Source organism: Shewanella donghaensis, from assembly GCF_007567505.1.
In the GTDB taxonomy this organism is placed as follows: Bacteria; Pseudomonadota; Gammaproteobacteria; order Enterobacterales; family Shewanellaceae; genus Shewanella; species Shewanella donghaensis.
Genome location: NZ_CP041783.1, coordinates 3,860,945 through 3,874,117, shown reverse-complemented (window position 1 = coordinate 3,874,117; position 13,173 = coordinate 3,860,945). Strand labels below are relative to the sequence as shown.

Sequence of the window (13,173 nt, the reverse complement as noted above, 5' to 3'; positions counted from 1 at the left end):
AGAATGTCATTACGATTAATACTGCCAACATCCACAGCGCATCTTGCAGACCTGTTTAGGTACCAAGCATAAACTTAGTGCCAATGAGCCGCAGGATGATACTAGCCATTGATTAAACCAATTGGCGTAAATATTGATAAAGACGCAGTATTAATCAGTTAAAAATTAACTGATTTTATGCAATTGGAGGGCGATAACTTAAGCGCGCGTCTGGGGGGAAATAAGCTTGTTGAAAGGTGTGTGGTACCGCTGATATACAATGATTTAGTGCAAGGTGAGATATCACTTCTATCGTAGCTGAGTGTCCACCATGGCATTGGCAATCAAGACATAATTCGACACTTTCATCATTTAACGAGTTGTGCTGATGACCCGCTTGAACGGTTTGACTCATCTTTATATCACCATTAACACTATGCAATAAATGATTGAGATCATCATGCATATCACAGACATCACTTGGCGCTGAAATCATCAAATGTGAATGACTGACGTCTTCTTGTTCTGCATCACTCAAGTGCAGTTGATGCGCGCCAACATTCACTGCAAAAAGCTGCAGTAACATTACGCTGAGCATCAACTTAGCAAAATTTCGCATGAACACTAATGAATACAAGAAGAACCTTTTTAAATATAAAAAGCAAAAATGAAAATAATCAATAGATATGACAGCCAGTGTAAGCCAAAGTTCTCACTGAGCTATCAATATCTGTTATTAACCAATATCTATTCTTAAAGCTACTGATACCACTGTTAATATTGCGGAATTAGCACATTAAAAAACACAATGTTTTGCGTAATCAGCCGCTTCATTGGCAGTCCAATCACCACTAGGCTTGTCTTGCATTTGTTTACACCATGCTTCGCTACCCACTTCTGGCGAACAAGCACTTAAACCGATGATTAACAGACCTGCGCTCAATACTGCGGCGATTTTTGAATATGATGTTGTTACTGACATATTTTCTACTTCCTTGAAGATTCACTTATTAATATTATTGTTGCAACCATGCGATTGCTTGCTGCTTTTGTTCAAGTGGAAACCACGCCACTTCGCCCTGCATAAAAGGCGCAAGTAAATTGACCGCATTGCCGACCCAATCAGGCCCGCCGACAAAAACTAACGAATCAAAATGCGGTAATTGCACTTGATCACCACCTGATAGTGATTTGACATCCCAACCTTCCAGTAAGACATCTGCTTCGATATATAAGCAAACTCGACCAGTTTGTTCACGATATTGTGTGATCAAAGGTTGTAGATGCGTTCGGTAATCTTGCGTTGATAACCGCCCACTGACGAATAAACTAATCACGCCCTTGGCGATATCGGGAATTTGGCACAACATAATAAAACTCCAAACGGTCAATGTGGCCTAGTTTTTATATAATTGTTGATAGTAGCAAATCTTATCCGCAGTACTAAACAAAAGTTTGTTAAACTCAAGACATAACAAACAATAATCTCGAATCTGTATCCTTAAACGTACCCAAGCAGAATTCTAAAAGTAGAATGATAAAAAGTAGAATCAAACAATGATCATCATAACCAACCGCGTCAGCATTGAAGATAATGAAATTGAATGGCAATTTGTCCGTTCAAGTGGCGCTGGCGGACAACACATCAATAAAGTCTCGACTGCAGCGCAGATTATCTTCGACATTCGCCAGTCTTCTTTACCTGAATTTTATCAGCAAAAGCTATTAGCCAAAGCAGATCACCGTATTACTAAAAGCGGTAAGGTCATTATTAAATGTCAGCAAAGTCGCAGCCAAGACTTTAATCGTCAGGTGGCGTTAGAGCAATTTATCGAACTGGTAAAAGGTGTGGGTATTGTGCAAAAGGCGCGTATTGCAACCAAAGCGACCAAAGGCAGTCAACGTCGCAGAGTTGATGCAAAAAAACAGCGTGGCGCCACTAAAGCACTGAGAAAAAGTAAGTCTGATTACTAATCCATTATTCTCAATAATCAAACTTATTCTCGTCATGAAAAATTATCGCCTTAGGGCAATAATTACATGATAAATTAAACTTATTCGGTATTATCAATACTCATCATTCGTAATCGGTAAGGAAAGAGCATGACGTCTCAAGCCAAAATCTTATTAGTTAATGGCCCTAATTTAAATTTATTAGGTCGTCGTGAACCGGGCCTCTATGGCAGTGATAATTTAGACACGATTATTGAGCGTTGTAAATCTCAAGCGTTGTCAGCCAATTTGGCTTTCGACCATATTCAATCTAATGCCGAACATGAATTGATTGACGCTATTCACGCAACCGATGCGGCATTTATTGTCATCAACCCTGCAGCATTTACTCACACAAGTGTGGCGTTAAGAGATGCACTGCTTGGGGTAAATATTCCTTTTATTGAGATTCATATCTCGAATGTACATGCCAGAGAACCGTTTAGACATCATTCTTATTTATCAGACAAAGCGGTTGGGGTTATTTGCGGACTAGGTACTCAAGGCTATAGCTTTGCTATGCAAGCGGCGATTAGTCAGTTGAATAAGAGCTAAGTAGAGAAACCGTTAGTAATAAAGGCCAATAGTAATAGAGACAAGCAATACATGAGTAAATTAAGAGCTGACGTCAGCATTATTCAATCTGGTATTTTTAGTCAGTGGGATTCTGAAAGTGATGAGCTACCAAAGTTTTTATCTGCAACGGTACATGTTCCGGCTGAAATTGATGTTGAATTTGGTTTTGTCACCCGCATTCGTAAAGCTAAAAATCAGGTACTGCAATATTGCATATACCATCCAGATATTCCAGATGCCGAGGGCAATATCGAAGCGCCATATGCTGGCGAAGTGTATATCAAAGAGAATGACTGGAAGTTTTATCTCGGTGATTGTATTTGGGCACCGGTTAGCAATAAAGTCGGTAATTGGCGTATGACGTTAACCTTAAATAACAAAGTCATTGCCGATAAAACCTTTAAAATATACTCAGTTTAAGTCATCAACGTCAGCAATCAGCTCAGTGTCCAAAATGATGGCTCACCTTTGAACTACTTCTGTATTTACAGCATTTAAACTCTGACCTACCGACAAGCAAGACGAAGCTTGATATAATCCACTTTTGCCCTCTAAACGCGAACGAGCACAACTATGTCATTAAAGTCTTCTCTTACTACTGCTATCAATCAACGCGCTGACTTTATCAAGCAAGCACAACTCAATAACACTGATTGTTTTCGCGTATTTCATGGCACCGTAGAAGGTGAAAATGGGCTTAATATTGATCGTTATGGCAACGCATGGTTGATTCAAACATTTCATCAAACGTTAACTGAACAGCAGTTAAGCGAGATTACGGAGATTCTCAATGCTCAAATTGAGTTACCGATCATTTATAACGATCGCGCTAAAGGTAATTCTCGCATTGAAAATAACCTACAAGATGGCTTTAGTGACTTCGCCTCATCAGAGCAAGTCATCCAAGAAAATGGCATTACATTCACCTCCAAATTACGCCATGAAGGTCAAGACCCTTTATTGTTCCTTGATATGCGAATTGGCAGAGAATACGTTCGTGCCAATAGCCAAGATAAAACCGTATTAAACTTATTTTCTTATACCTGTGGTATTGGAACTGCGGCTGCTATAGGCGGGGCTTCACGTGTCGTAAATGTCGATTTTTCATCTTTCGCTTTAGCTGCAGGTAAAAAGAACGCTGAGCTGAACCAGGTATCTGACACTTGTGAGTTTATACAAAGCGATGCTTTTCCAGCTTTACGTCAATTAGCAGGGTTAAAAGTGGGCGGACGTCGCGGCCAAAAATTGCCGAAATACCCTAAGCTAGCCGCGACGCAATTTGATTTAGTATTTCTTGATCCGCCACGTTTTGCCAAGAGCCCGTTTGGCACTGTCGATTTAATCAATGATTACCAAGGTTTGTTTAAGCCTGCAATGCTAACAACTAAAGCTGGCGGCACTATCGTTTGTTGTAACAACGTAGCAAAGGTAGAAAGAGAAGCTTGGCTTAATAGTTTAGTTCGCTGTGTCGAGAAGCAAGGCCGTAGCGTAAGTTCATTTGAATGGCTCCATTGCCATGAAGACTTCCCATCATTTGATGATAATCATCCACTAAAAATTGTCGCGCTGACCATCGACTAACCAGCCGATAATTCAAAAGCATAATAAAGCCGCATCATGCGGCTTTATTATGCTTATTCCCCCAGCTTGAACTACAAGTTCCCGGCACATTAAATCAACTATTTATGTTGAATGACTCTCGCCCTCACTATTTCAAACACACAAGAGATCAACATTTTTATCAGTAAAACTGCGATCGACAGCTCAGATTGTTAAGCCAATGCGTTCAAATGTCATATTATGTAAACATAAATAATGGCAAGCACGTATTTATTAGGTAAGTTATCTTTATGCATTAATTTGATGTATGAGTTAAATAATAGGATCTTAAAATCATGAAAATCAGCGCACGTAACTCTCTAGTCGGTAAAATTCTTTCAATTGAAGTTGGCTCAGTAAACAACGAAGTTGTTATCGAATTAGCAGCAGGTGTTGAAATCACTTCAGTGGTGACTAAAAAATCTTGCGAGCAACTTGGCTTAGTGGTTGGCGGTAACGCATACGCTATCATCAAAGCAAGTAACGTTATGGTTGCTGTAGACTAATATTGTTTATGCCATAACGATAAGCGAAATGAGCCAATACTCATTTCGCTTTATTATCTCGACAGCTCTCCTTACGAATTTGAGCAACTGAACATTGGAGAATGTTTCCTTTAAGGTTAAATAAATAATTAATCGTATATCCCTCCTAAAAAAGCCCTAAATTACCTCCTAAAAAGTCAACATCTATACCCACTCCACACTAACAAAAGTATCTTGGCGATTAACATCAGCGGATTAGCTTTTAATAACATGTTAAATTCGGTCAAAATAGCGCCAAAAATTACGGTATGAATACAATTGCCATGATAATTAGGGCTAACTTCCTTTATAATTCAGATTAACTAATAAATCTAAGTAATATATAAAAGGCATACCATGTCGTGATGCACAATAATATTGTGTAAATCATTCATTGTTATACAAAAAAGGAGTTCCATGAATACAGTTTATTCTATTGGAGAACTTGAGTCGTTTCTTGTTGCGATTTTAGTACTGTTCATTGGCCATTCGGTTAACCGACACGTATCCGTATTCAGAAAGTACAATATCCCTGAACCAATCGTGGGTGGGCTTATTGTCGCTGGCATAATCACAGTCTTACACTTCAACAATATCAGTTTAGAATTCAGCCTTTCGATGCAAAATACCCTGATGTTGATGTTTTTCAGCACGGTAGGTCTAGCTGCAAGTTATAAGCTTTTGATGAAAGGCGGAACCAAAGTTATCGTCTTCTTAGGTATAGCTTCCCTTTATATCGTCATCCAAAATGCTGTCGGCGTGAGCATGGCTACCGCACTTGGACTTGAACCATTAATGGGATTAATCGCAGGTTCAATCACTTTATCAGGTGGACACGGAACGGGTGCAGCTTGGGCACAAACGTTCCAAGAAAACTATGGCATCAACACCTTAGAGTTTGCTATGGCTGCTGCCACATTCGGCTTAGTCATGGGCGGTATTATTGGTGGGCCTGTTGCCCAGCGTTTAATCAATAAGCATAATCTAGTGTCTTCATATGGGGTTGGTGGTAACCACCATGTGGATCACCCTGACTTAGTCACATATGACCAATTAGAAGAGGATCGCGTTACAGCTAAAAAGATTCTAGAGGTATTATTTGTCTTACTTTTATGTGTTGCTGGTGCTAAATGGATTGGTTCGATTATCTCCACATTAGGCATCTCTTGGCTAAAAATGCCTGACTTTGTTTATGCTTTATTCTTAGGCGTGGTAATCACCAATGCGACTGAATTGACCCGTGGGTTTAAGATTAATACTGAGTGTGTAGATATTTTAGGCACGGTTTCATTGTCGTTATTTTTATCAATGGCATTAATGAACCTTAAGTTATGGGAAATTTTTGACTTAGCTATTCCGCTATTAATCATCCTAGTATCCCAAGCAGCCATTTTGGCGGTATTCGCCTACTTTGTGACCTTTAAATTAATGGGTTCAAACTATGATGCTGCGGTTATGGCTGGCGGACATTGTGGCTTTGGTATGGGTGCTACGCCGACTGCTGTCATGAATATGGGTGCATTAGTGTCACGTACAGGTCCTTCTCCACAAGCCTTTATGGTTGTGCCAATAGTAGGGGCATTCTTCATTGATATTGTGAACGCCATTATCCTGCAAGGTTACTTAAGCTTTCTTGTCTAAGGCATGATGCAATAAACATTAGTACGAAAAAACGCCACTTAATATGTGGCGTTTTTTATAGCTGTAGACCTGGGCTTTCTTATATTGATTAGCTTATATTAATTGCCTTGAAGCCGCGTGAACTGACACTGTTGCTGTTGTGGATTATCACAGCATGAAAGTAGCGCCATGACTGAAGGAGCATAAACTTGCTGCCAAAAAGCCTGGCTATGAAAGTTATTAACAGGCATCCAGGTACTTAACGGGTATTCATTAGTCAAATTATCACCATTTTTCACTGGCAGAGCCATCCCCGCAGCCATTTGTACATTACCAGGTAGATACAGATTTTTAGCCGAATCGTATATTTTACAGCTGCCTAAATTAGCTATCCGATGACAAGTCGTACAGGTATTCCCTTCGATTTCAATACTGCTAGACACTGGCCATTGACTAAAGTCACCAATCGCATTGTTATAAGGCCCAAATGGATCAACGGGTACGTGTTGCCACACTTGGCCGATATAAGGACTATACATGAAAGGATCGGCGTCATGACAACTACCGCAGTTTTTACTCACTGTATCTGTTGGCTTCCACCAAAATGTAACTGCTGCAACATGTCCTGGGGGCGGTGTAACTTCATCTGGCGGTGGTACCCTCGATGCATCAAAACCTTGACCTGTTTGAGTGCTATCTTCCGCATGAAACCAACAGGTATCCCCTGAGGTCGTACTATGCAAAATAACGTCAACCTCATCATAAAAGGGACTATCAGCTGGGCGTAAATGTTCTCGACGACAAAAAGCAGAGATTTGTGTGCTCCCTTGTGACAAATCAAGCACTTTAGAAAAAGGAGTGCATTGACCGAATGTGTTATCACCATAAGGCAGTAGCGCTGGACGATCACAATTCATATTGGCACTGTACTCAGCATACTGAGGAACCACTCCACTAACGGTTATTGGAACGTCGATACCATCATTACAATCAAATGCAGGGACTTGTGAAATCAGTGCTGCACATTGTGCGCCATACTCATTGATGGTTTGATTAAGTTGAATACCCTCAGATGCCGCAACACGATTATTTGCAGCAGGACTTGGTTCTGATGTACCTAAACTATCGCAGCCTGAAATAGCCAATATGCTTAAAGTCATTAATCGCTTAATCCCCTTCATGACAAATGCTCCATTGTTAATGGTAGTGCAAGTTCACGAATGGCTTCGTAATAGCGTACGTAGCCACTACAACGACAAATGTTTCGCCCTACACCTTTTTCAATTGCTGCATCAAGATCTTGCTCTGGAATTGGCGACATTTGCAATTTCTGCAATAAAATCCACGTCGCCATTAAAAAACCAGGAGTACAATAGCCACATTGAAACGAAAAATGCTGTAAGAATGCCTGTTGCAATGGCAGTATATTATCACCTTGTTTCAAGCCTTCGACGGTGACAATCTCCAATCCCATTAAGCTACTAACTGGCGTTGAACAAGCTAATGTTGCTTCCATGGGGGCTTTAGGATTATTTCGAGTTGCCACCGTACAAGCTCGGCACTCACCGATGCCACAACACAACTTTGTTCCGGTTAAATTCACTCGTTCATGCAAATAATCAATAAGTGACATATCACCATCAGTCGCAGGTGCATGATTAATTAAGCCATTTACGACAAATGTAATCTGTTTATTATCCATTATAGAATCGTCCTTATTGCCGCAGGTGTGACTGGTAATGTACTAAACCTATGTTGTGTTGCCATAGCCAGAGCATTAAGAATCGCTGGCGGGATAGGACACATAACGGCTTCGGCAATACCTCTTGCTGTCGTTTCATTCTCGGCAGGTGGCATAACTAACAATTGTTGATTCAGTGGTACATCGTTCATTCGCATGAGGTGATATTTGTCTAAATTCCAATTACCACCGCCCGGACCATCAGGTGTTAAAGGGCAATCTTCCGACAAGACATAACCCATTGCCATTGCAACACCGCCTTGAGATTGGCCACTCACTAGTTGCGGGCAATGTTGCACTCCTGCACTGAGGGCAGTAATGCAATCTTCAACAGTCACTTTACCTGTACTCGGATCAACACTCACCGCGATTAAAGCGCCACTAGGCGCATAAGTACTGCGTCCATATTGTGAATTAGCAGCGGGTAAAACGGTTATTTTGCTGCGAGTGACTGGCATTAAATCGTTAACGGATGTCCCAAGAGCAATATAATCAAGAGGTAAAGTGAGTGGTGTATCACTAAGCAGAGGGAAACTAAAATCCGCATTGACAAAATCGACAATAAAACTCGCGTGTACAGCGCCATAAGTAGGGAGGTTTTGACGAAAGATAGCTTCCACAATAGTGCTCCACTCTACCGTCGGATAACCCGCTAAAGTAGCACTGCCGGCTTGCCATGATAATTGTTGGTAATCGACTTTTACTTGCCATATTTGCTGCAACACGGGCAAAACGCTACCAAGCAGTAAGCTCAGCCCAGCATGAGCAACTGCATGATATTGATAATAAGCCCCAAGACAAGCACTCGCTGAACCCGATAAAACGGCCACTTCTTTTGCCGAAAAAGGATTGGGAGTGGGTTTATGGCAGAGCTTACTAGATTCAGGAGTGTATAAGCCCAATGAGTTAAAAAAACCTGCGTCACCCATCATAATATTACTGGCATTACGTCCTAGCCAATTTGACGGTGCTAACCCTAATGCTGTCGCAGCGCCATTGCCCATATCAATATAAGGTGTGCGGGCGGTAATGCTGCCATCACGATTGATAATTACTGCGCCAAACATGCCATCTCTACCAGTACCATAAGCCTCATTGGCTAAAGCTAAACCGACACCATATTTAAGCCCTTTGTTAGCAAAATTCTGCTGAGACGCCAGTCGATTTTGCCAAAGAGGTTGTGACTCTAATTCGTCAAGAATTTGTGGTAGCTGTAAATCTTGGGTAATGGGTGCCCCTGTGACTGTCGTACCTTGTTTATTGAGTAAATTTAAACGCCTAATAGTAAAAGGATCGGTACTAGATTTTTGGGCAACTTCATCAAGTAAAGTTTCTATAGCAATAAATGCCTGAGGCCCACCAAAACCACGTTGAGAACCGCCAATTAAATCAGGCGTATCTAATGCTTCGCCATATGCCAGAATTTGCGGAATGTTATATGCGTTACAAACACTCAAAGCGGCAAGTTCAGCAACATAAGGGCTGAGATTTTTTCTGCCACCACCGTTGAGCGTAAAGCTGGCATTTACAGCTTGAATTAAGCCATTTTTATCGACGTATATACTTTCATTAAAATCAGTGTGATGTCGCTTCAAACCCACTTGAAATTGTTCAAATCGATCTTGGGCCCATCGAATAGGATAACCTTGAGCGTAAGGTGCAGCCATGGCTAAATACATCGAAAAATAAGAACTATCACGCCCTCCAAAACCACCTCCAGGATAACAAGCAATCAAATCGACGTTATTAACTGGATATGGACAATTGATATCTCGAAATATTTCTGCTGCACCAGCCATATCACCGGTCGGTGATTGTGTACCTAATACCAAGTGTAAACGATCTGAGTTGGTGTCATACCAGGCCAACCCCGCTTCTGGTTCCATGAACATAGGATCCATGACCTGAGTTTGAAATGTGCGAGAGTATTGCTGCCATTCCCCTTGTTGCGTTTTAGTTTGCATGTTAACTAACACGTTGTGTTTAACTTGAGCACTTTGAGCTTTATATTGGCTTGGGTCTGTTTGAACACGGCTAAAAGGAACTTCTAATGCTTCGTTTTTAACATATTCATATGGGTTTGGATAAGGCTGTGGTGTAGGCCGTAATACCGCAGCTCCGTAACTAATAACATCGGGATTAAACTGAAGAATCTTTTTGGCTTGTCGAAAGACATCAAAGTTTTTAAAAATAAGCAAGGCAACAGGCTGGCCATAATAAGCAGCAGCACTGGATAATTTAACAAAAAATGGTTTTTTCATATCACAGCTGACTAATACGTTATCTGTAGCCAGACATGCAGCATCTATTGTTTTAATCGGTCGAAGCTCGCTTGGCAACATGTCGAATTGATAACTGTCGACCTGAGCGTCTATGCGATTAGTTCTTAACGCATATAGGATTCTTTCTTCTTTTTGGCTGGGCCAACCATGACTCTCTAAATCACGAGCGCGAAAATCACGGGCATATATTTTTTCCCCTGTGACTTTAGGCATGCCATCAATTCGCCAATTAGCGATACCAGATTCAGGAGCCCAAGCGGGATCGGTTGCAAATGTTGAAACAGGCGGGTTTTCTGCGGCAAGTAATGAAATAGGTAAACTGGAAATACTGAAGGTGACGGCGGCTCCACCAGCAATTGTTTTGATAAAACTGCGTCGGCTTATAGGGCTATTATTGAATTGATTCATTTATGCATCCCTGCATCCTTATTTTGACCATAAGTTAAGCAGACAGATGGTATTTCAGCAATGTCTGATGTAATAAAATTCTGTTCAGTTAAAGAGTTTATGTTGAGATAGATATTTTGAGATAGATAATACTCATTAATATGGAGCCATTAAGATGAATCTCTCTGGCTGAATAAATGATGTGATAGCAGCCAATTAATTTGTTTTAAGATCAAAAATGCCAGTCAAAGACTGGCATTTTTATTTTGTATTTGGCTAAATTAGTGAGAGTCTAATCAGATTAATGTGCATGACCTTCTTTGCCAGCACAATGCCCACATTGATTGATAACAAAGCCCGCTTCAGTTTCTGTTAAACGGCCATTACTAATAAACAGTTCAACTAACTGGTTCGCTGCCATATCGCTTGCTTGGCAAGTGTGAAACTCAGCATTCTCACCGAACTCTTCTGCCATCAAAGCAAGCCATTGTTGTTGTGGCTGTGGTGTATTTTGCTCTTTCATCAATTTAATAACATTGCGACCATGAATTGATTTTGACATAAAGAAATCCTCAAATTGAAAAAACCATTTTACGATATATTCGCAATAACACGCGTGCGTTAGCGCATGCTTTAACAAAAATTAATCTGATGATTTATCATCGTTGCCTAGATTCGTTATAGTGTGGCACATACCGGTGGCGCTAAAGCTGAACACTCACAGTAATAACAGCTCGATTAACATGACTATAAGTTGAAATAATGGCTAAAAATATCTCTCAAGAAACCCAAGTAGAAGCAATGAAAGTCGCTAAAGCCACTCAAAAACCTTCGCAAACTAAAGAGCAAACAAAACTGATAGCTCAAGGTATTGAGAAGGGAATTGCAGAGTATAAAAAACAGCATAAAGTCAAAGCGCGTGACAAAGATAAGTTACGTAAGCAAACTTTAAAAGCTAAAAATCAGCTCAATGATAACGATGTTGAGGAAGTGGCAGAACCACAAACATCAACAGCTTATTTACCATGGGGATTACTCATCGCCAGCTGGGCAGGTTTTATTGGCTACTTTTTTACACAAGCTAGTTAATTTTCAATCTTGGCCTGAACAGTAATCTTCGGGTTCTAAGATGTAAGTCGCGATACTTTACACTGCGATTATTAACAGATACAAAGTAAAACAGTCAGCATAGCTGACTGTTTTTAAATTAAATTTTGCTGTAAATAAGCTTACATTTTTAAGGTTACATCAGAAGTGATTTTAGTCGAGCAAGCTAACACATAACCCGCTGCAATTTCTTCAGCGGTTAATGTCATCGTGCTGCTAGATTCAGTCGTACCTGAAGTCACTTGGCACTTACATGCGCCGCACACACCGCTTCGGCATGCCGCTATTATCGGTAGCCCTTCTGACTCTATACCATCGAGTAATGTTTGCTCAGTCGATAGTGAAATATCTTTTTTATCAATTGATAACATAAACTTGGCAGCGGTTGAGGCTGAATCAGTACTGCTATCAGACGTTTTTGCTGCACCAGTAAAGCTTTCTTGATGAAAGCGGCTCATATCAAAAGTACTGCTCTCAATCAGTGATTTAACTGCAACCATATAAGGTTCAGGCCCACAGACAAAGATGGTGCGAGACATAAAGTCAGGCACTAATGCAGTTAACTTCTCAACATCTATGCGTCCCACCATACGGCTGTCATTAGCGGTATGATTGATGCCTGCTGATAGATCATCTGCTGATTCCAACATATAACTCAATTGGAACTGGGCACTACGATGTGCCATTGCCGCTAAACTATCAGCAAAGATAATATCGTCGTTGCCTCTAGCGCTGTGAACAAACGCAATATCACTGCCGACTTTGGTATCGAGCAGCCAACGAGACATTGAATACATTGGCGTAATACCGCTGCCTGCACTTAAAAATAAATACTTTTCAGCTGCTATATCCACTAAGTTAAACGCGCCGTCCGGCCCCATTAACGTAATGACATCACCTTCATTAACGCTATCCGCTAAGAAGTTAGAAACTTGACCACCAGGAATACGTTTAACCGTCACTACAATTGAGTAAGGTCTTGATGGCGAAGATGACATGGTATAACTGCGGTATACCATCTCGCCGTTTATTTCTAATTTGAAGGTAATAAATTGTCCCGGTTTATAAGTAAACTTAACCGGTGATAAACCTTGAAATCGAAAACTTATTACATCATGAGTTTCATGCCACTTTTCAGTACAGCGTAATTGAATATCGCCCCGTTGCCAGTCATCGGCTTTGAGTAGAGCGTCATTTGAATTCGTGGTCTTTTTATTATCAGCAGTTGCAGTAACCTCAGTCGTTATCTTTGCTTTGGCAGCAAGTGCACCCGACATTGAGAAACTCGGTTTGGCTATTACCTTATCAGCTGATTTTTTGTCATCTGTCGTTGATTGGGCTGCTGATAATGCTGCTGAAAATGAAA

15 protein-coding genes are annotated in these 13,173 nt (G+C 40.7%); 7 read left to right on the top strand and 8 right to left on the bottom strand.

Annotated features, from left to right (window positions below; translation table 11 throughout):
* Positions 1–175 precede the first annotated feature (175 nt).
* From FPK91_RS16660 to FPK91_RS16650, 3 genes are all read right to left on the bottom strand, one after another.
* Positions 176–616, bottom strand: a complete 441-nt coding sequence (locus FPK91_RS16660; protein ID WP_144212548.1) for a hypothetical protein — start codon at positions 614–616, stop codon at positions 176–178.
* A 159-nt stretch (positions 617–775) separates the two neighbouring features.
* Positions 776–961, bottom strand: coding sequence for a DUF3012 domain-containing protein (locus FPK91_RS16655; protein WP_144212546.1), 186 nt, complete (start codon positions 959–961; stop codon positions 776–778).
* Between the two features lie 34 nt (positions 962–995).
* Positions 996–1,349, bottom strand: a complete 354-nt coding sequence (locus FPK91_RS16650; protein ID WP_144212544.1) for a SpoIIAA family protein — start codon at positions 1,347–1,349, stop codon at positions 996–998.
* A 187-nt stretch (positions 1,350–1,536) separates the two neighbouring features.
* Between FPK91_RS16650 and arfB the strand changes: the two genes are divergently transcribed.
* The 6 genes from arfB to gltS all read left to right on the top strand — a co-directional run bounded on the left by arfB (position 1,537) and on the right by gltS (position 6,311).
* On the top strand, positions 1,537–1,953 hold the full coding sequence (gene arfB, locus FPK91_RS16645; RefSeq protein WP_144212542.1) for an alternative ribosome rescue aminoacyl-tRNA hydrolase ArfB: 417 nt from the start codon (positions 1,537–1,539) through the stop codon (positions 1,951–1,953).
* A gap of 129 nt (positions 1,954–2,082) precedes the next feature.
* Entirely contained in the window at positions 2,083–2,526 is a 444-nt protein-coding gene (gene aroQ, locus FPK91_RS16640; protein WP_144212539.1) for a type II 3-dehydroquinate dehydratase, read from the top strand.
* 51 nt (positions 2,527–2,577) lie between these two features.
* Positions 2,578–2,967 carry a DUF3859 domain-containing protein gene (locus FPK91_RS16635; protein WP_144212537.1) on the top strand — a complete coding sequence of 130 codons (390 nt, stop codon included), beginning with the start codon at positions 2,578–2,580 and terminating at the stop codon, positions 2,965–2,967.
* Positions 2,968–3,120: 153 nt separating this feature from the next.
* Positions 3,121–4,128 carry a class I SAM-dependent rRNA methyltransferase gene (locus tag FPK91_RS16630; RefSeq protein WP_144212535.1) on the top strand — a complete coding sequence of 336 codons (1,008 nt, stop codon included), beginning with the start codon at positions 3,121–3,123 and terminating at the stop codon, positions 4,126–4,128.
* 314 nt (positions 4,129–4,442) lie between these two features.
* Positions 4,443–4,652: a TOBE domain-containing protein gene (locus tag FPK91_RS16625; RefSeq protein WP_144212533.1), complete on the top strand. Its 210-nt coding sequence runs from the start codon at positions 4,443–4,445 to the stop codon at positions 4,650–4,652.
* A gap of 435 nt (positions 4,653–5,087) precedes the next feature.
* Positions 5,088–6,311, top strand: a complete 1,224-nt coding sequence (gene gltS, locus FPK91_RS16620) for a sodium/glutamate symporter (protein WP_144212531.1) — start codon at positions 5,088–5,090, stop codon at positions 6,309–6,311.
* Positions 6,312–6,409: 98 nt separating this feature from the next.
* On the opposite strand, the gene FPK91_RS16615 is transcribed toward gltS, so the two are convergent.
* The 4 genes from FPK91_RS16615 to FPK91_RS16600 form a co-directional block, all read right to left on the bottom strand.
* A complete protein-coding gene (locus FPK91_RS16615) occupies positions 6,410–7,471 on the bottom strand; it encodes a hypothetical protein (RefSeq protein ID WP_144212529.1) in 1,062 nt (353 codons plus the stop codon).
* Positions 7,468–7,992, bottom strand: a complete 525-nt coding sequence (locus FPK91_RS16610; RefSeq protein ID WP_144212527.1) for a (2Fe-2S)-binding protein — start codon at positions 7,990–7,992, stop codon at positions 7,468–7,470. The genes FPK91_RS16615 and FPK91_RS16610 overlap by 4 nt, the downstream gene beginning before the upstream one ends.
* A complete protein-coding gene (locus FPK91_RS16605; protein ID WP_144212525.1) occupies positions 7,992–10,721 on the bottom strand; it encodes a xanthine dehydrogenase family protein molybdopterin-binding subunit in 2,730 nt (909 codons plus the stop codon). Before FPK91_RS16605 ends, FPK91_RS16610 begins: the two co-directional genes overlap by 1 nt.
* Before the next feature lie 280 nt (positions 10,722–11,001).
* Complete coding sequence (locus FPK91_RS16600; protein ID WP_144212523.1) at positions 11,002–11,262, bottom strand: YecH family protein; 261 nt, start codon at positions 11,260–11,262, stop codon at positions 11,002–11,004.
* A 200-nt stretch (positions 11,263–11,462) separates the two neighbouring features.
* Between FPK91_RS16600 and FPK91_RS16595 the strand changes: the two genes are divergently transcribed.
* On the top strand, positions 11,463–11,789 hold the full coding sequence (locus FPK91_RS16595; RefSeq protein ID WP_144212521.1) for a DUF2956 domain-containing protein: 327 nt from the start codon (positions 11,463–11,465) through the stop codon (positions 11,787–11,789).
* Between the two features lie 140 nt (positions 11,790–11,929).
* On the opposite strand, the gene FPK91_RS16590 is transcribed toward FPK91_RS16595, so the two are convergent.
* Positions 11,930–13,084: a hybrid-cluster NAD(P)-dependent oxidoreductase gene (locus tag FPK91_RS16590; RefSeq protein ID WP_405127368.1), complete on the bottom strand. Its 1,155-nt coding sequence runs from the start codon at positions 13,082–13,084 to the stop codon at positions 11,930–11,932.
* Positions 13,085–13,173: the final 89 nt, after the last annotated feature.

Excerpts from the sequence above, each read along its gene's own strand:
- FPK91_RS16655 (WP_144212546.1), bottom strand. The coding sequence starts at position 961 with ATGTCAGTAACAACATCATATTCAAAAATCGCCGCAGTATTGAGCGCA.
- FPK91_RS16650 (WP_144212544.1), bottom strand. The coding sequence starts at position 1,349 with ATGTTGTGCCAAATTCCCGATATCGCCAAGGGCGTGATTAGTTTATTC.
- arfB (WP_144212542.1), top strand. The coding sequence starts at position 1,537 with ATGATCATCATAACCAACCGCGTCAGCATTGAAGATAATGAAATTGAA.
- aroQ (WP_144212539.1), top strand. The coding sequence starts at position 2,083 with ATGACGTCTCAAGCCAAAATCTTATTAGTTAATGGCCCTAATTTAAAT.
- FPK91_RS16635 (WP_144212537.1), top strand. The coding sequence starts at position 2,578 with ATGAGTAAATTAAGAGCTGACGTCAGCATTATTCAATCTGGTATTTTT.
- FPK91_RS16630 (WP_144212535.1), top strand. The coding sequence starts at position 3,121 with ATGTCATTAAAGTCTTCTCTTACTACTGCTATCAATCAACGCGCTGAC.
- FPK91_RS16625 (WP_144212533.1), top strand. The coding sequence starts at position 4,443 with ATGAAAATCAGCGCACGTAACTCTCTAGTCGGTAAAATTCTTTCAATT.
- gltS (WP_144212531.1), top strand. The coding sequence starts at position 5,088 with ATGAATACAGTTTATTCTATTGGAGAACTTGAGTCGTTTCTTGTTGCG.
- FPK91_RS16615 (WP_144212529.1), bottom strand. The coding sequence starts at position 7,471 with ATGAAGGGGATTAAGCGATTAATGACTTTAAGCATATTGGCTATTTCA.
- FPK91_RS16610 (WP_144212527.1), bottom strand. The coding sequence starts at position 7,992 with ATGGATAATAAACAGATTACATTTGTCGTAAATGGCTTAATTAATCAT.
- FPK91_RS16605 (WP_144212525.1), bottom strand. The coding sequence starts at position 10,721 with ATGAATCAATTCAATAATAGCCCTATAAGCCGACGCAGTTTTATCAAA.
- FPK91_RS16600 (WP_144212523.1), bottom strand. The coding sequence starts at position 11,262 with ATGTCAAAATCAATTCATGGTCGCAATGTTATTAAATTGATGAAAGAG.
- FPK91_RS16595 (WP_144212521.1), top strand. The coding sequence starts at position 11,463 with ATGGCTAAAAATATCTCTCAAGAAACCCAAGTAGAAGCAATGAAAGTC.
- FPK91_RS16590 (WP_405127368.1), bottom strand. The coding sequence starts at position 13,084 with ATGTCGGGTGCACTTGCTGCCAAAGCAAAGATAACGACTGAGGTTACT.